Annotated in this window: 12 protein-coding genes and 1 pseudogene; 9 read left to right on the plus strand and 4 right to left on the minus strand. The window is 68.7% G+C overall.

Features of this window, described 5'->3' with window-relative positions:
* Positions 1-8: 8 nt before the first annotated feature.
* Positions 9-891 (minus strand): annotated as a pseudogene (locus tag ACODNG_RS13050) (homoserine kinase).
* Positions 892-1135: 244 nt separating this feature from the next.
* Positions 1136-1387 (minus strand): hypothetical protein, encoded by a 252-nt coding sequence (locus ACODNG_RS13055; RefSeq protein WP_434521660.1) that lies wholly within the window; start codon positions 1385-1387, stop codon positions 1136-1138.
* Between the two features lie 124 nt (positions 1388-1511).
* On the opposite strand from ACODNG_RS13055, the gene ACODNG_RS13060 reads away from it, so the two are divergent.
* From ACODNG_RS13060 to ACODNG_RS13070, 3 genes are all read left to right on the plus strand, one after another.
* Positions 1512-2786, plus strand: a complete 1275-nt coding sequence (locus ACODNG_RS13060) for a TIGR00341 family protein (protein ID WP_434523101.1) — start codon at positions 1512-1514, stop codon at positions 2784-2786.
* Between the two features lie 117 nt (positions 2787-2903).
* Positions 2904-5093 carry a formate/nitrite transporter family protein gene (locus ACODNG_RS13065; protein ID WP_434521661.1) on the plus strand — a complete coding sequence of 730 codons (2190 nt, stop codon included), beginning with the start codon at positions 2904-2906 and terminating at the stop codon, positions 5091-5093.
* Positions 5094-5152: 59 nt separating this feature from the next.
* Positions 5153-5902: an SIMPL domain-containing protein gene (locus tag ACODNG_RS13070; protein WP_434521662.1), complete on the plus strand. Its 750-nt coding sequence runs from the start codon at positions 5153-5155 to the stop codon at positions 5900-5902.
* A gap of 54 nt (positions 5903-5956) precedes the next feature.
* On the opposite strand, the gene ACODNG_RS13075 is transcribed toward ACODNG_RS13070, so the two are convergent.
* Positions 5957-6943: an NOG1 family protein gene (locus tag ACODNG_RS13075; protein WP_434521663.1), complete on the minus strand. Its 987-nt coding sequence runs from the start codon at positions 6941-6943 to the stop codon at positions 5957-5959.
* Between the two features lie 196 nt (positions 6944-7139).
* On the opposite strand from ACODNG_RS13075, the gene ACODNG_RS13080 reads away from it, so the two are divergent.
* The 4 genes from ACODNG_RS13080 to ACODNG_RS13095 all read left to right on the plus strand — a co-directional run bounded on the left by ACODNG_RS13080 (position 7140) and on the right by ACODNG_RS13095 (position 11076).
* Positions 7140-8606 (plus strand): Na+/H+ antiporter NhaC family protein, encoded by a 1467-nt coding sequence (locus ACODNG_RS13080; RefSeq protein ID WP_434521664.1) that lies wholly within the window; start codon positions 7140-7142, stop codon positions 8604-8606.
* 103 nt (positions 8607-8709) lie between these two features.
* The gene (locus ACODNG_RS13085; protein ID WP_434521665.1) at positions 8710-10029 is read left to right on the plus strand and encodes an MFS transporter; all 1320 of its coding nucleotides are present in this window, start codon (positions 8710-8712) and stop codon (positions 10027-10029) included.
* An 83-nt stretch (positions 10030-10112) separates the two neighbouring features.
* A complete protein-coding gene (locus tag ACODNG_RS13090; protein ID WP_434521666.1) occupies positions 10113-10661 on the plus strand; it encodes a DUF2240 family protein in 549 nt (182 codons plus the stop codon).
* 1 nt (position 10662) lies between these two features.
* A complete protein-coding gene (locus ACODNG_RS13095; protein ID WP_434521667.1) occupies positions 10663-11076 on the plus strand; it encodes a hypothetical protein in 414 nt (137 codons plus the stop codon).
* Positions 11077-11126: 50 nt separating this feature from the next.
* On the opposite strand, the gene ACODNG_RS13100 is transcribed toward ACODNG_RS13095, so the two are convergent.
* Positions 11127-13034, minus strand: coding sequence for a methyl-accepting chemotaxis protein (locus ACODNG_RS13100; protein ID WP_434521668.1), 1908 nt, complete (start codon positions 13032-13034; stop codon positions 11127-11129).
* Between the two features lie 325 nt (positions 13035-13359).
* Here ACODNG_RS13100 and ACODNG_RS13105 point away from each other — a divergent pair, with 325 nt between their 5' ends.
* Both ACODNG_RS13105 and ACODNG_RS13110 read left to right on the plus strand, forming a co-directional pair.
* Positions 13360-14652 carry a DNA double-strand break repair nuclease NurA gene (locus tag ACODNG_RS13105; RefSeq protein ID WP_434521669.1) on the plus strand — a complete coding sequence of 431 codons (1293 nt, stop codon included), beginning with the start codon at positions 13360-13362 and terminating at the stop codon, positions 14650-14652.
* 219 nt (positions 14653-14871) lie between these two features.
* Entirely contained in the window at positions 14872-16338 is a 1467-nt protein-coding gene (locus tag ACODNG_RS13110; RefSeq protein WP_434523102.1) for an amidohydrolase family protein, read from the plus strand.
* Positions 16339-16347 lie beyond the last annotated feature (9 nt).

The following is a 16347-nucleotide window of genomic DNA, read 5'->3' on the forward strand; positions in this document are numbered from 1 at the left end:
GCGACCGCTCACTCGTCGAGAACGGTCGAATCCGCGGCCGATACGGGTCTGATACGCCCGCGACTCGATCCCGGCCTCGGCGAAGGCGTCGAGCATCTCGGCGGCGACGTCCCGGCGGTCGTGCTCGCGGCAGGCCGCGATCACCGCCGGTCCGGCCCCGCTGACGGTGACGCCGGTCGCGCCGGCGTCGAAGGCGCGCTCGCGGACGTCGTCGTACCCGGTGATCAGGCGGGCGCGCTCGGGCGTGACCACGGAGTCGTTCATGCCGAGGCCAACAAGGTCGGGGTCCGAGCGGCACATCCCGATCGCGAGCGTCGCCGCGTTCCCGACCGTCTCGACCAGCTCCTCCATCGAGGCGGTCTCGGGAACGACCCGGCGCGCGTCCCGGGTCGAGACCGCCACGTCCGGCAGACAGACGACGAGGGGGATCGCGGCGTCGACCGAGCGGGTCCCCTCGGCGGTCGTCACGGTGAAGCCGCCGAGGATCGAGGGGGCGACGTTGTCGGAGTGAGCGACGCCGGAGACGACCGCCTCGCCCTCGGCGGCGATCGGGACCAGTTCCTCCCGAGAGAGGCCGCGGTCGTACAGTCGGTTGAGCGCGACCGCGGCGCCCGCGGCGCTCGCGGCCGAGGAGCCGAGTCCCGAGGCCGGGCGCACGCCCTTGTCGATGTGGATCCGTGCGGGCGCGTCGAGCGCCTCGACGACGGCGCCGACGGTGTTCTTCTCTGGGTCCTCCGGGATGTACTGCGCGCCGACCCCGGTGACCTCGATCGTCGTCTCGGCTGCCCGCTCGACCGTGACGACGTCCGCCGGCCGCGAGAGGGCCGCCCCGAACACGTCGAAGCCGCTCCCGAGGTTCGCGCTCGTCGCGGGGGCCCGTACCGTTACCATGGCGGGGAGTGTCTCCCGGGGGGCAAAAAGGAGCGGGATCGCACAGGGCGGCGGCGGGATCGCACAGGGCGCCGGTGGAATCGTACAGGGCGGCGGCGGGATCGCACAGGGCGCCGGTGGAATTGTACAGGGCGGCGGCGGGATCGCACAGGGCGCCGGTGGAATCGTACAGGGCGACGGGATCGGTCGCGATCGTCGCGGAGGGCGGAGGAGAAAACGGTTTTTGAGTCGTTCTCGCGTGCGCTTACCGGCCGGCCATCGTCCACAGCAGCGTGCCGATCAGGACGAGCGGGATGCCCACGAGGATGTACGTCGGCGGCATCGTCGTGTACGGGGCCATCATGAAGATGACGCCGAACACGGCCAAGATCGACGCGATGATCTTCTGGGACTTCAGCGGCGCGGCTCCCAGAAGCGAGACGACGAGCCCGAGCAGTATGACGTGCCCGAGGTGGTAGTCGAGCAGGAACGTGTCGATGACCAGCGGCGAGAGCATTCTTGCCCGAAGGTGCGAGCGATTCGCGCATTAAAGTTCCGTTTCTCGCGACCGCGACGTCCGCGGCGTGCCGACCCTATAAGGGGCGTCGGCGCGACCGGCGACCGTGCGACTCGTTCAGGTCATGATTCCGGCGGGCAAGCGGGCGGCCGTCGTCCGCGCGCTCGACGACGAGGGGGTCGACTACGTCGTCACCGACGAGACGAGCGGCCGGGAGTACACCGCGGTCGCGACGTTCCCGCTGCCGAGGGCGGCCGTCGAACCCGTCCTCGACCGACTGCGGGAGGCAGGGATCGACGAGAGCACCTACACGGTCATCGTCGCGGCCGAGACGGTCATCTCGCGGCGGTTCGAGGCGCTCGAAGAGCAGTACGAGGCGGACGCCGAGCACGGCGGCGACCGGATCTCCCGCGAGGAGCTACAGGCGAAGGCGGAGGGTCTCGCCTCGGGGCTGGGGACGTACGTGCTGATGACGGTCATCTCCGCGGTGATCGCGACGGCGGGGCTGCTGCTCGACTCGCCCGCGACCGTGGTCGGATCGATGGTGATCGCGCCGCTCATCGGGCCGGCGATGTCGGCCGCGATCGGCACCGTCGTCGACGACGAGGCGCTGTTCCGGCGCGGGGTCCGGATCGAGATCCTTGGCGTCGCGGTCGCGGTCCTCGCGGCGACGCTGTTCGCGTTCGCCCTGCGCTCGCTCGCCTTGGTCCCGCCCGGACTCGACCCGCTCGAACTCGCGGAGGTGTCGGAGCGGCTCGCGCCGAACGTCCTCGTCTTGGTCGTCGCGGTCGGGGCGGGGATCGCGGGCATCGTCTCGCTGATGACGGGCGTCTCGGCGACGCTCGTGGGCGTGATGATCGCAGTCGCGCTCATCCCGCCCGCGGCCGCGGTCGGCATCGGGATCGCCTTCCGGATCCCGCGGCTCGTGATCGGCGCGGGCGTCATCGTCGCGGTGAACGTCCTCTCGATCAACCTCTCGGCGCTCGTGATGTTATGGTACGAGGGATACCGGCCCCAGCGGTGGTTCCGCGAGGACGAGGCGCGCTCGGCGTTCCTCAAGCGGGTCGCCGTGCTGGTGGTCGCCATCGCGCTCCTCTCGGTGTTCCTTGGCGGCGTCACCTACGAGTCGTACGTCGCCTCGACCACCGAGACCGACATCCGCGCCGCCGCGAGCGACGAGCTGACCGCGCTGAACTCGGAGTTCGAACTCCTCGATCTGACCGTCGAGCGCACCGGAACCGTCCCGCCGCTCGAAACCGATCGGGTGGTGGTCACGGTTGGCGCGCCGCCCGGCGGCACCGTCGAGGGCATCGCGCCCGCGCTCGACGACCGCATCGAGACCGTGGTCGGCGGCGAGGTCACCGTCGAGGTCCGAACGGTGACCGTCGAGCGCGCCTGAGTCCGCGTCGGTCGTCGGCGCCTCTCGCGGCCACCGCCGACGCCGCCGGGCCGGTCGTTTTTCACCGCGTAACCGGAAGAGCAAGTGCTTTTTATCGGGCCGCCGTGGCCTCCGCCAGTGACGGACTCAGAGCAACCCGACGACGATTCGATGCGGGAGGTCGTCGAGCGGTCCCGGAGCGGCGCGCCCGCGGTCGGCGAGGCCGTCCGGGACCGGTTCTCCTCGGACGAGGTGTTCCAGCGGATCATCGCGGCCGCGGACGAGGAGGTGACCTCGGGGAGCCGAGAGCTGTTCTTCAGCGGGCTCGCCGCCGGGCTGGCGATCACGATCACGTTCATGCTGTACGCGTCGCTGACGGCGGCGACCGACTCTCATCCGATACTGAGCGTCATGCTGTACCCGCTCGGATTTATCTACATCATCATCGGCGGGTACCAGCTGTACACCGAGAACACCCTGCCGCCGGTGGCGCTCACGCTCGAACGGCTCGCGAGCCTCCCAACCCTGTTGCGCCACTGGACCATCGTGCTCGCGGGCAACTTCGCGGGCGGCGCTATCGGCGCGGCCGTCCTCTCGTACGGCGGCGTCTTCACGGGCGACACCGTCGAGGCGGCGCGGTACATCTCCGAGGGCGGCTTCGGCGTCGAGTTCGTCCCGCTGTTCTTCAAGGCCGCGATGGCGGGGCTCATCGTCGCCGGCGTCGTCTGGGTCGGCTTCGCGTCCACCGACTCCGTGAGCCGGATGCTCGTCGTCTACCTCGCGTTCCTCGCGATCCCGCTCGGCAACCTGTTCCACGTGGTCGTCTCCTTCACCGAGGTGCTGTACCTGTTCTTCCAGCACAACATCCCGCTGTACGGGGCGGAGATCAGCCTCTACTCCGGTCTCGTCGGCTTCGTGATCCCGGTGTTGCTCGGGAACACCATCGGCGGGGTCGTGCTCGTGACGCTCGTCAACTACTTCCAGACCAGCGAGGAGCGCCTCGAAGAGGCGCGCTTCGAGGGCGTGAGCCGCCGCCTCACGGTCCCCGAGTGGGTGTTCGGTCGCGCGGCCGGCCGGTCGTACGTTCCCATCCTCGACGCCACCGAGGCGACGCTGTTCGCGGGCGAGGGGTACCGCGTCATGGTGCCGATCACGAACCCCCGAACCGACGGCCCGATCGTCGAGCTGGCGGCGCAGCTCGCGAGCAGCCACGAGGAGGGGGTCGTCCACATCGTCCACGTCGTTCAAGCGCCCGAACGCATGTCGCTGTCCTCGGGGGACGCGGGGCGCCGTATCGCGGACGCCTCCGCCGAGGGGATGGCAAACCTGCGGTCGACGGCGACGGAGTACGACGTCGAGGTGTCGACCTCGACGGTCGTCTCGCATCGCTCGTTCGAGGAGGTGTTCAACATGGCGCGCCGGACCCGCCCGGACGCGGTGTTGATGGGCTGGGGCGACGACCAGCTGTGGAGCGCCGCCCGCGCTGAACGCCCCGTCGACGAGCTGACCAACCAGCTCCCCTGTGACTTCCTCATCCTCAACGAGCACGAGCTGGACACCTCGCGGATCCTCATCCCGACCTCCGGCGGTCCGGACTCCGACCTGAGCGCGGAGGTCGCGAAGGTGCTCGCCGACACCGTCGGCGCCGAGGTGACGCTGCTTCACGTGGTCGACGGACCCGAAGACAGGGGCCGAGGCGAGGCGTTCCTCGCGAACTGGGCCGCGGAACACGGTCTCGACGACGCGGAGCTCGTCGTCGACGACGGCGGCGACGTGGAGACCGGCATCTGCCGGGCGGCCGCCGACAAGACGCTCGTTATCATCGGCGCCACAGAGAAGGGACTGCTCTCCCGGCTCGTCTCGAACTCGCTTCACCTCGACGTGATCCACGAGGTCGACGCCTCGGTGCTGCTCACCGAGCGGCCCAGCAGTCGGTCGCTGCGCGAGCGGCTGTTCGGCTCCGGCCGCCGCACGACCGACCTGTCGGGCGGCGTCGAGCGCGATCCGGAACGGTCGGAGGGGACGGACGTCCGGTCCGTCGAGGGCGGCCAGACCGCCGGCGACGCCGGCGACGCCGGAGACAGCGACGAGGACGGACCCGGCCCCGACGGCGGCTCCGACGCCGACGCCACGGACGCGGCCGTCGCCGAGGCGCTCGACGAGCCGGACGGGACCGCCGAGCACGGCGACGGTCCCGAGGACGAACAGCCGCACCTCGACGACACGTACGTCGTGGACCACGACGACGCGGACGAGGAGGCCGCCGAGGAGGCGGCCGACGACCGCGAGGCGGACGCGACCGGCGGCGACCGCGACGACGACCGATAGCGAAAACGGCTCTTTGCGCTATCGGCGTTTTATAGGTGTCCGGGATAGATCGCCCGAGTATGGACAGACGACTGACGGCACTCATCGGTATCGCGGCGCTCGTCGCGTTGGCCGGCTGCTCGGGGCTCGCGGGCACCGCGACCCCGACGGACGGCGACGAGGCGCAACTGGAACGCAGCATCGAAGTGACGGCCGCGGGCGAGGCGGCGTCGGCGCCGGACCGCGCCACCCTCAGCGTCGCGGTGACCGCGACCGGTTCCGACGCCGAGGCGGTCCGCGACGAACTCGACGCCGGCGACGGAGAGCTCCGGGCGGCGCTGACGGAGTGGGGACTCAGCGACGACGCGATCCGGACCGACCAGTACGACGTTCGCGAGAGCTACGAGACCCGCGATACCCCGAACCGGACGCAGTACGAGGGCGTCCACCGGTACGCGATCGAACTCGACGACGTCGACGCCGTCGGCGACGTGATTGACGTCGCGGTCGACGCCGGGGCCGACGAGGTCCAGCGGATCCAGTTCGGCCTGAGCGAGGAGCGCGAGCGCGAGGTCCGCGAGGAGGCGCTCGACACGGCGATGGCGAACGCCGCCGACGACGCGGCCGCGCTCGCGAACGCGAGCGGGCTGGAGGTGTCCGGCGTCTACGAGGTGTCGACCGCGCAGGCGCAGTCGCGGCCGTACGTCGCCGAGACCTACGACGCGGCGGCCGGCGGCGACGCGGGCGGGAGCGCCTCGACCGCCGTCGAGACCGGCGACGTGGGCGTGAGCGTCTCGGTGAACGTCGTGTACGAGGCCGTTCCGGCCTAACGCAGCGAAAAATCGGCTTTTTAGTGACGCCGGTGCGTCGAGGTCGGCGGCCGACTACTCCCCCCCGTCGCGGGTGGGGAGGTCCGGCTCGTAGCCGACCGCGTCGACGGCCATGTCGAGGACGGTCTCGACGTTCTCTTCCTCCGTGACGCTCATCGTCGCGTCGACGGACTCCGCTTTGACCGCCTCGAACCGGTCGTGTTTGTTCGCCACCGTGAGCAGCGGCACGTCCGCGCCGAACAGCTCGCGGACCTCCTCGCGGAGCTCGAGCTGGACATCGAGCGGGTAGCCGCAGTCGCCGGAGGGGTCGAGCACGAAGACGACGGCGTCCGCGAGGTGCTCGAGGGCGCTCACCGCCTGCCGCTCGATGTCGTTGCGCTCGTCTTCCGGCCGGTCCAGCAGTCCGGGGGTGTCGACGATCTGGTAGCGGACGTGGTTCCGCTCGAAGTGGCCGATCTGGACGCCCTTCGTGGTGAACGGGTACTCCGCGATCTGGTTCGACGCGCGGGTGACGCGGTTGACGAACGAGGACTTCCCGACGTTCGGGTAGCCGGCGACGACGATGGCCGGCTCGTCGGGCCGGACGTCGGGGAGGACCTTCAGCTGGTCCCGCGAGTCGCCGATGTAGCGCAGGTCGTCTTCGATCTGGTCCATCACGTCGGCCATGCGCGCGAACGCCTGCTTGCGGTGCTTGCGGGCGGTGTCCACGTCCGAGTTGCGGATCTTCGTCGTGTACTCGTCGCGGAGGTCCTCGATCTGGCGGCTGGCCCACATCACCTGCGAGAGCGCCTGTCGGAGGCGGTCGACGTCGACGATAGCGTCTGCCAGCTCGTAGTAGAACGGGTCCACGTCGAAGCCGAAGTCGGGCCACGAGGTGACGACGTTCTCCAAGTTGTCCGAGAGCACGTTGCCGGCGGTCCGTAGCATCGACTCCTGCGCCTCGTGGCCGCGCTTCGCGCGCCCGGCCCGCGCCGCCCGCGAGAACGCCTTGTCGACGAGTTCCTCCGCGCGCGGAGTCGTCGGGAGGCCCTCAAATATCATGTTACCGTGACTTCGCCGCCGACGCGTATAAGACCGTCCGTTCGCGGACCGCCGCGACACGACGGCACACGGTCGGACGCGGCGGGTGCCGGCGGAACTTCTCCCGCCGTCGTCGTCTCCAAACGAGATAAACGATCGTTATATATTCTACGCATATTTCGAGATGTTCTTATGCTTCAAAGGAATATACGCGGTCATGGCACGCTCGTTCACGCCGACGGCGTACGAGGACCTTGACCCGGACCGCCGCCCAAGCCTGGCGGCGGCGCTGGTCCCGGTCCTCGCCGTCGTGGCGTTCCTCGGTATCGGCTCGGCCGGCCTCGGTCTCGACCCGCACCCGCCGCTCCTCTGGAGTATCGCCTTCGTCGGCGCGTTCGGGCTGTGGCTCGGCTACGACTGGGACGACCTGTTCGACGGCATCGCGAACGGACTCATGATGGGGCTACAGGCGATCCTCATCATCTTCACCATCTACGGGCTGATCGCGACGTGGGTCAGCGCTGGCACGATCCCCAGCCTGATGTACTACGGGCTGGAGGTCCTCTCGCCGACGACGTTCCTCCCAGCGGCCGCGGTCCTCGCCGCCGTCGTCGCGTTCGCCATCGGCTCCTCGTGGACCACGGTCGGGACGCTCGGCGTCGCCTTCGTCGGCATCGGCGCGGGGCTCGGTGTCCCGGCGCCGATGACGGTCGGAGCTGTCCTCTCGGGCGCGTACGCCGGCGACAAGCAGTCGCCGCTCTCCGACACCACGAACCTCGCCGCCGGCGTGACCAACACCGACCTGTACGCTCACATCCGGCGGATGCGGACCGGCACCGCGATCGCCTTCGGTCTCGCCGTCCTCGCCTTCGCCGCGGTCGGCCTCCGCACGAGCGGCGACATCCCGGCCGGCGAGATCGCGGCGATTCAGGGCGGTCTCACCGAGACGTACGCGATCACCCTCGTCGCCTTCGTCCCGCTCGTCGTCACCTTCGGGCTGGCGCTGCGCGGCTACGCCGCGCTCCCGACGCTCGTCGCCGGCGTGTTCGCCGGCGCGTTCACGACGATCCTCCTTCAGGGGACCGGCTTCGTCGCCGCGTGGGAGATCTTCATGTCCGGGACCGCGCCCGAGTCGGCCTCCACGACGGTGAACGACCTCCTTAACACCGACGGACTCGTCGGCTCCGCGTGGACGATCACGGTCGTGGTCGCCGCGCTCTCGCTCGGCGGGATCTTGGAGCGCACGGGCGTCCTCGCGGTGATCGCACACTCGTTCACCTCGGCCGTGCGGAGCCCGGGGGCGCTCGTCGCCGGGACCGGCGTCTCGGCGATCTTCATCAACGCGCTCACCGCCCAGCAGTACATGAGCATCGTCCTCCCGGGCGTCACGCTCCGGAACACCTACGACGAGTTCGGACTCGACACCGACCAGCTCTCCCGCGCGGTCGAGGCCGCCGGGACCCCGACCGGCGCGCTGTTCCCGTGGCACGCGGGGGCCGTCTTCATGGCGACCGCCACCGACGTGCCGACCCTGGAGTACGCGCCATACTACCTGTTCGCGTACTTCTCGCCGCTCGTGCTGTTGATCATGGCCGTGACGGGCTACACCATCGACGTGAACCCGACGCCGGCCGATGCCGATCCGGCTGAGGCTTCCGCCCCGAGTCCCGGGAGCGACGACTGAGCTTCGAACGGTCGTCCCGAGCGGGGTCGGGCCGATCGATCCGTTCGCGGAACCGACCATCGTAACCGGATCGGTTATGATTCCCGGGCGACCGATTCGGCCCATGTCCGACCGGTGGCTGTACGCTTGGGGGCTCGCCTCGGTCACGTTCGGCGGCGCGTCGCTCGTCGTCCCGCTGTACGTCGTCGACCTTGGCGGCGGCCCGTTCGTTCTCGGCGTTCTCGCGGCCGTTGCCGCGATCGTCGGCGTCCCGGGAGCGCTCTGGTTCGGCCGCGTCGCCGACCGCACCGGGCGCCGACGCGCGCTCGTCCTCGTCGCGCTCGTCGCCGCGACCCTCGCGGTCGCGGTCGTTCCGCTTACCGACCGGATCGCCGCGGTGATCGCGGCCAACGCCGTCGTCTGGTTCGCCTTCGCGGCCGCGACGCCCGTGTTGACGCTGCTCGCGGTCGCCGACGCTCCCGAGTCGGCGTGGAGCGAGCGGATCGCGGCCCTCAACCGATACCAGGGGATCGGCTGGGCGCTGGGGCTGCTCCTCGGCACCGCGTGGACCGTCGGCGGAGGCGCCGTCGCGTCGCCGGCGGCCGCCACGCGCTCGCTGTTCGCGCCGCTCGCGCTCGCCGCCGGAGGTTCCTGTATCGCGGCCGCGCGGACGCTTCCGGCGGACCCGTCCGGCGACCTCACCGACGGTCCCGCGGCGTCGCCCTCGGGGAGCCGCGTGCGTCGCGCCATCCACCGGGCCGACCGGTTCGCCGTCCGCGGCGCGACGCTCCCCGGGTCGCTCGCACGGACCGACTTCCGCGGGCTGGACCCCCGCCGCCTCGCGGCGCGCTTCACGCCCGCGCTCGCGGCGTACTTCCTCGCCGCGCTCCTGTTTCTCACCGGATTCTCGGCGTTTTTCGCGCCCCTACCGGCGTTTCTCACCGACATCGGCTTCGGCTCCGGCGGGACGTTCGCGCTGTACCTGATCAACAGCGCCGCGGCCGCGGTCGCGTTCGGGACCGCCGGCCGTCTCGCGGCCGACCGGAACGCCGTGCGGCTTCAGGTCGGCGGGCTGGTCGTTCGGGCGGCCCTGCTCCCGTTGATCGCCGTCCTCGGCGCGGCGCTCGGCGCGAGCGCGCTCGGGTTCGTCGCCGTCGGCGTCGCGTTCGCCTCGGTCGGACTCACCTGGGCGGTGATCGCGGTCACCGCCGGCGTCGTGGTCACCCGTCTCGCCCCGCCGGCGATCCGCGGCGAGGCGCTCGGCGCGTACGCGGCGCTCGGCGCGCTCGCCGGGGGTATCGGTAGCGTCGCCGGCGGGTGGCTCGCCGCGATCGGATACGGTCTCGCGTTCGGCGTCGCCGGCGCGCTCGTCCTCGCCGGCGCGGCGGTCGCGTTCGCGGTCGGGCGCCGGGTCGACCGCGACGGCTCGCAGGCGGCGGGGTGAGTCGATCGCCGGGGCGCCGCCCGCCGCCCGGATCGGACCCCGCGTTCGACACGTTTACGCGCCCGCCGCGCCGTCCGTCTCACATGAGCCTGGAGGTCGCCGTCGCCGCCCCGTTCAAGACCCGGGCCCAAGACCGGCTCGGGCAGGGGGAGTTCGTCGTCGCGCTGTCGCTGGAGCGGGAGTGGTTCTCCCCCGACCAGGCGAAGCGCCTCGTCGACGTCGCGGTGGGTCGCGGGCTGTTGGCGTCCGAGGACGGCGACTTGGTCCCGCAGTTCGATCCGGCGGAGGTGACCGTCCCGGAGGGGTTCACCCCGGACGAGTCCGTGCTCCGCGAGCAGTCCACCTTCGAGAGCGCGCTCGACGCCATCGTCGCCGCGGGCGTCGAGAAGCAGCGCGCGGTCGCCGCGATCAACGAGCGCCAGCGCGCGCTGGCGGTCACCATCGAGGCCGCCGCGGTCCTCTACGCCCGCGAGCAGGGCGCCGCGGTCGACCGCCTCGCCGCCGACGTGCGCGAGGAGCTCGCGGCCGAGGTGGAGAGCGACGCGGCCGACGGAGAGGGAGCGACCGACGGAGAGGGGGCGACCGGCGCGGACGGCGCGGACGAACCGGCCGACGACCCGGGGGCGGCCTGAGATGGTCACGGACCGCCTCGCCGACGGCGTCCGGATCGCCCAGCTCCTCGCCTCCGAGGTGACGGGCAACGAGAGCCGGCTCCGCGGCCTGACCGTCGTCGACGCCGACCCCGACGTGGAGGCCACGACCGACGGCGCGCTGGCGTACCGGATCGCTCGCGAACGCGGCGGCTCGGCCGACGGAGACGAGTCCGGCGAAACCGTCGCCGAGGTGTACGTCCAGCCGGACCGCGCGCGGATCGAGGCGATCGGCGCCCCCGAGGCGGCCGCGACCGCGGCGACCGAGGCCGACCTCCGCGTCCGCCCGAAGGCGGTGCGCCCGCCCCGGACGCTGGTGTTCGTCGAGGACGGCGCGCAGGTGAAGCGCGCGCTGGAGGTTCTGGACGCGGTCGGGGACGGTCCACACACCCAGTAACTGGCGGGCAGCGCCGAGCCACAAAAAGGACGTTTTCGGGTCGCTGACGCCTATTCCGGCTGTCCGCCGTCGCCGACAGCGACGTTCGGGCCGGCACCGGCGGCGGGGTCGACGTCGTCGCCGGAGACGTCGAAGTCACGGACGAGCGAGCCGAGCCGCTCCGCCTGTTCGGCGAGCGACCCGGCCTCCGTCGTCGCCTCGTTCATCGCGGTCAGCTGCTCGTCGGCGGCCTCGGCGACCGCGTCGGCCTCGTCCGCGGTCGCCTGGCTGATCTCCGCGACCTCCTCGGCCATCGAGACGGTCTCCTCCGTGCTGGCCGCCTGGTCGTCGGTGGCGCGGCTGATCTCCCGGATCCCCTCGTCGGTCTCCTTCGCGTTGTCCGACACCTGCGAGAACGCGTCTGCGGCGTCTTCGACGGCCTTGGCTCCCGCCGCGATGTTCTCCTCGGCGCCCCGGACCGCTTTCACGGTCCCCTCGGTCTGCGACTGCGTGTCACCGATCAGCTCTTCGATCTCCGTGGCGGCGTCTTGCGTCTCCTCCGCGAGCTGTTTCACCTCGTCGGCCACGACGGCGAACCCGTCGCTCCCACCCCCGCTCCCGCCGGCGCGGGCGGCCTCGATGTTGGCGTTCAAGGCGAGCAGGTTCGTCTGCTCGGCGATGTCGCCGATGAGGTCGACGATCTCGCCGATGTCCTCCATCCGGTCGTCGAGCTGCTGGACGGTCTCCGCCGCGGAGTCGAGCGACTCGCGGGACTCCTCGACGCGGTCGATCGCGTCCTCGGCGGTCGCCTCACCTTCGTCCGCGATGTCCGCGGTCTGCTCCGCGACCTCGACGACCGTCTGCGTCGAGGAGGCGACCTCCTCGATCGTCGCCGAGAGGTCGTTCATCTCGTCGGACACCTGCCGGAGCATCTCGCGCTGCTCGTCGGCCCCCTCGGCGATCTCGGAGACCGACTGGCTGACGGCCTCGCTCCGGTCGCTCGCGGTCTCGACGCCGCGGACCGTGTTCTCGCTCGCGGTCGACACCTCCTGAGCGAACGACCGGACCTCGCCCATCGCCCCGTCGATGTCGTCCATCATCCCGTTGAACGCGGCGCCGATCTGCGCCATCGCCTTGCTCTCGCTGTCGGCGTCGAGCCGGACCGTCAGGTCGCCGTCGGCCGCACGGTCCATCGCGGCGCTGTAGTCGTCCGCCTTCGTCTCCAGGTGGCTGTTCAGGCGCTCGACCTCCTTGCGGCGCTTCTCGACCTCTGCCTTCGCCGCCTCGACGTCCTGTATCTCTGCCTGCTTCTGTTCGGCCAGTTCGAGCTGCTCGCGCGCCGCCTCGCGCGACTTCTCGATCGAGTACCAGTTGACCATCAGCGCGCCGACGAGTCCGAGGACGAAGAACGCGTGAATGCCGCCCCAGACGACCGGGTTCTCGATCGCCGCGGTGTGGTTGTAGACGAGACTGGAGTCGATGAGGCTGAACGCGACGTGGCCGACTCCCACGTACGCGACGCCGACGGCGAACGGGAGCCAGTCCTCGTACAGCGCGAGCACCCCGACGAACACGAAGAAGCTGAAGTGCGCCTCGATGTACCCGCCCGACAGCTTCACCAGTGCCATCGAGACGGTCATGAGGCTGAACGCCGTGAGCACCGTCCGCTGGCGGCGGCCGAGCCGCGACCAGTTCGCCAGCGCGGCGGTGCCGAGGATGACGGCGACGAACGCGCCGAGCATCCACAGCGGCGTCGCCGGGATCTGCGCCCCCGTGATCGATTCGGTCCCGCTGTACAGCCCCATAGCGATCAACAGCGGCACCTGTACTACGGTCAAAATCAGGATGTTCCGGTGTCGCGGTCGCCACATCTCCTCCGGCATCGAGGTGCCGTTCGGAATGTACCGTATCACCTCTCGTACGCTCTCCGTCACCCCGCCCGATCCCCCCGAGTCCACCCTGGTCGCAGTCTCTGCCATACGCGACGATTGTCGTATATCATAAAAGGACATTGTCCCCAGCTATTACCACTGATATCGTCGTTTAGCGCGTCGAAATGGTCTAATAAAGATCGAACGACCGTTCTGCGTGGAATCCGGTTACCCGACTTCTTTGCTGGTTCCTCGACGAAAGTCGAACTTGTTCGGCGTTCGATCCGACCCTCCGATCCGACCCTCTGATCCGCGCTTCCCGATCCGATCTCCTGATCCGATCTCCTGATCCGCGCCTCCCTCGCTACGCGGCGATGGCGTCTTCGACCGCGCGGCCGACGGTTTTTATACCGGCCCGGTCCGCGATACGTTCGTGACGCTCGATCCGATCCACGTCGAGAACATCGCGCAGCTTGCGTACGGCATTGGCGGCGACGTGGACGCGACGGACCACGACGACCTCGCCGAGCGCGTGTGGCGCGAGTGGCTCTCCGAACTCCGCCGCGAGGGCCGGGTCGTGGTCGAGGCGCTCGGCGACCACGAGCGCCGCCGGGCCGCCATCGACGACGTGGCGCTCGCCGAGCGCCCGTTCGAGACGGTCCACGGGCTCGACTCGGGAACGATCAACCCCACGACGTTCAAGAACGGGCTGGTCGTCGACGTGGCGCACGCGGCGATGGCGAGTTCGCCGACCGATCTGGACCTCCACCGCGACCGGACCATCGTCGCGACCGTCCACGCGGGCGACTCGACCGCGGGCTTCGACAGCGAGTGGACCCGCCGCGACGAGGGCCACACCCGCCAGCGCGTGCTCCACGTCCCGCGGGTGAACCGCTACGCGGAGCGGGTCGTCCACGCGCTCGCCTTGTACCTCGCGGAGGGCACCCACGCGCTCGACCACGCCGACCGCGTCGACGACCTGCTCGTCCTCGACGGTCCCATCTACCCGAAGGAGCTGTTCACTTGGGCTGACCGCGACCCCGAACTCGGCGCGCTCGCCCGCGAGGCGAAGCCCCGCGCGGTGATCGAGAAGTACGTCCGCCTCGTCGAGCGGTTCGTCGAGCGCGACGTGCCGCTCGCCGGCTTCGTGAAGAATCCCGCGAGCACCACCGCGGTCCGGGCGCTCTCGCGCGCCGGCGTCGAGTCGCCGTGGCCCGACGACACCGCGCTGTTCACCCGTCTGCTGGAGCGTCGCGAGCCGGACGGGGACGCCGGTGGAGAGTTCAGCGACGACGACCGCGACGCCGACCGCGGCGCCCGCCTCGACGACGACCTCACGTTCACCACCTGGTTCCGCAGCCGCGGTGGCGCGGACGCGCCGATGGCCGCCGACGGCGACGCGCTCGGCGTCGAGCGCGAACTCGACCCGGAGCTGTACGAGCCGACGTTCATGGTCGTCTACGACCCGCGGACCGACGTGACCTACAAGCTGGAGGCGCCGTACGCGTTCACCCGCGACGAGGCGACCCGCGAGCGGCTCACCCAACAGGTCGTCGCCGAGGTGGCGGCGACGCGCGGCCCGCCGGAGCCGGTGTCGAAGGCGGACGAGCTGGCGCGCATCTCGGCGGCCGAGAAGGCGGCGCTCCGCCGGAAGTTCGAAGAGCGACTCGGCAGCGACCAGCAGGCGACGTACGACGACCTGCGGTGGGGTAAAGAGACGTACTGACCAGCCGTCAGTCGTTTTAATTGAACCCCAGTAGCTCCGCGAGAAACTCCGTCAAATCTCTTTCTGCTCTCTTGTAAATAGTCGGATCTGTTGAAATCCCCAGTAGATGATACATTCTGCTCCGGTTATGGTCAATACAGCGTGAGAAGTGAATATTCTGTCAATAAGGCCAAGTTATTTATCAGGAGATTATTAATTAGCCGTTGGGTGATAAATTGGATGAGTTATGATATTGTGGTTCATGATGCGTACATCCTTACAGTCAACGATAAGAATCAACTCTATGAACGGGGGACGCTCCTTATTGAGAACGGCCGCATCACCGAGGTACGAACTACTAAGGAAGGCGATCAACACATCTCTGCTGACCATGTTATCAACGGTGACGGGATGGTTGCGATGCCCGGACTGATCAATACTCACACACACCTCGAAATGACACCGCTTATCGGTGCATTCAGCGACTTCGATCTGATGGAGATGATGGGTCATATGACGGCCCTCATCGATCGCCTTGAGGATGGAAAGTATCAGTACCTCGCGGAAGCAGGATACGAACTCGCTGCGCTCAACTTCCTTGCCGGTGGTGTCACTACCGTTAACTCACAAGATGTCCACCCGAGCGCCGCCGCCAAGACATTTGGTGAGGCGGGTCTCCGTGGATTCTTCGGACCGATGATCTCCGACCTCTTCTGGGATGTGCCTGTGGACGAGCAGTTTGCCCGTGCCCGCGAATTCATTGATGAATATCATGACACGTACGACGGGCGTATCCGAGCTACGATCAATCCACACGATGACTGGTCGTGTACTCGGGAGTTATGGGAACGAACCGCCGATCTCGCTGCCGAGTTTCCCGACCTGCTCGTTCATACTCACCTGCTCGAACTCGAAGAGAGCAACGTGATGGCACGATCGAACGGTGCAAAGGACTCTCTCGACCTGCTTGACGATGTCGGTCTCCTCAACGACCGGCTGGTAGCTGCTCATTTCCGCCTCGCTGATGACGATGACATCCGACGGACCGCTGACGCGGGCGCGTCGGTCGCGCACTGCCCGTCAGTGTTCTGTTACTGGAATCCGGGCGGCGACATACAGTGGACACCAGTGCCGGAACTCCGGGCAGCGGGTGTCGATGTTGGGTTAGGTATTGACGACCACTACTGGCATGACTCATATAACTTGTTCGGTGAGGCCCGCCAGGCACGGCTCGCGGCGAATCTCAAACGGTCAGCTGGTCAGTTCACTTCGATGGAACTAGTACGAATGCTCACGATTGAGGGAGCTCGTACCCTCGGTATCGGAGACAAAATTGGGAGTCTTGAGCCAGACAAGCATGCTGATGTGATTCTTCTTGATGTGGAGAAGCCGAAGTTCACACCACTTACGAATCTTCCCGCACATATTGTGAACAATGTAACACCGTCTGATGTGGAAACTGTTATTGTGGATGGTGAGATTGTGATGCGAGATAGTAATGTCAGAACGATGAATTCAGAAGGGGTGCGCGAGGCCGTTGAAACTTCCATTAACCGCTTCAATAAGGAGACAAGTTGGAACCTCGATATTGGTGGAAGTAACCCGCCGAGTGAACTGGAAACTACTCGTAACCTACCGAAACGTGGCCCGGTACAACTACTTGGACGACTCGCGTTTCAAAAAATCAAAGATAACTCACTGTTATAGAAGCAGTTG

This window comes from Halorubrum sp. AS12, assembly GCF_051122765.1.
GTDB classification, from domain to species: Archaea; Halobacteriota; Halobacteria; order Halobacteriales; family Haloferacaceae; genus Halorubrum; species Halorubrum trapanicum.

What these genes read in the sequence shown, in the direction of transcription:
- ACODNG_RS13055 (WP_434521660.1), bottom strand. Translation starts at nt 1,387, where the DNA reads ATGCTCTCGCCGCTGGTCATCGACACGTTCCTGCTCGACTACCACCTC.
- ACODNG_RS13060 (WP_434523101.1), top strand. Translation starts at nt 1,512, where the DNA reads ATGATTCCGGCGGGCAAGCGGGCGGCCGTCGTCCGCGCGCTCGACGAC.
- ACODNG_RS13070 (WP_434521662.1), top strand. Translation starts at nt 5,153, where the DNA reads ATGGACAGACGACTGACGGCACTCATCGGTATCGCGGCGCTCGTCGCG.
- ACODNG_RS13075 (WP_434521663.1), bottom strand. Translation starts at nt 6,943, where the DNA reads ATGATATTTGAGGGCCTCCCGACGACTCCGCGCGCGGAGGAACTCGTC.
- ACODNG_RS13080 (WP_434521664.1), top strand. Translation starts at nt 7,140, where the DNA reads ATGGCACGCTCGTTCACGCCGACGGCGTACGAGGACCTTGACCCGGAC.
- ACODNG_RS13085 (WP_434521665.1), top strand. Translation starts at nt 8,710, where the DNA reads ATGTCCGACCGGTGGCTGTACGCTTGGGGGCTCGCCTCGGTCACGTTC.
- ACODNG_RS13090 (WP_434521666.1), top strand. Translation starts at nt 10,113, where the DNA reads ATGAGCCTGGAGGTCGCCGTCGCCGCCCCGTTCAAGACCCGGGCCCAA.
- ACODNG_RS13095 (WP_434521667.1), top strand. Translation starts at nt 10,663, where the DNA reads ATGGTCACGGACCGCCTCGCCGACGGCGTCCGGATCGCCCAGCTCCTC.
- ACODNG_RS13100 (WP_434521668.1), bottom strand. Translation starts at nt 13,034, where the DNA reads ATGGCAGAGACTGCGACCAGGGTGGACTCGGGGGGATCGGGCGGGGTG.
- ACODNG_RS13110 (WP_434523102.1), top strand. Translation starts at nt 14,872, where the DNA reads ATGAGTTATGATATTGTGGTTCATGATGCGTACATCCTTACAGTCAAC.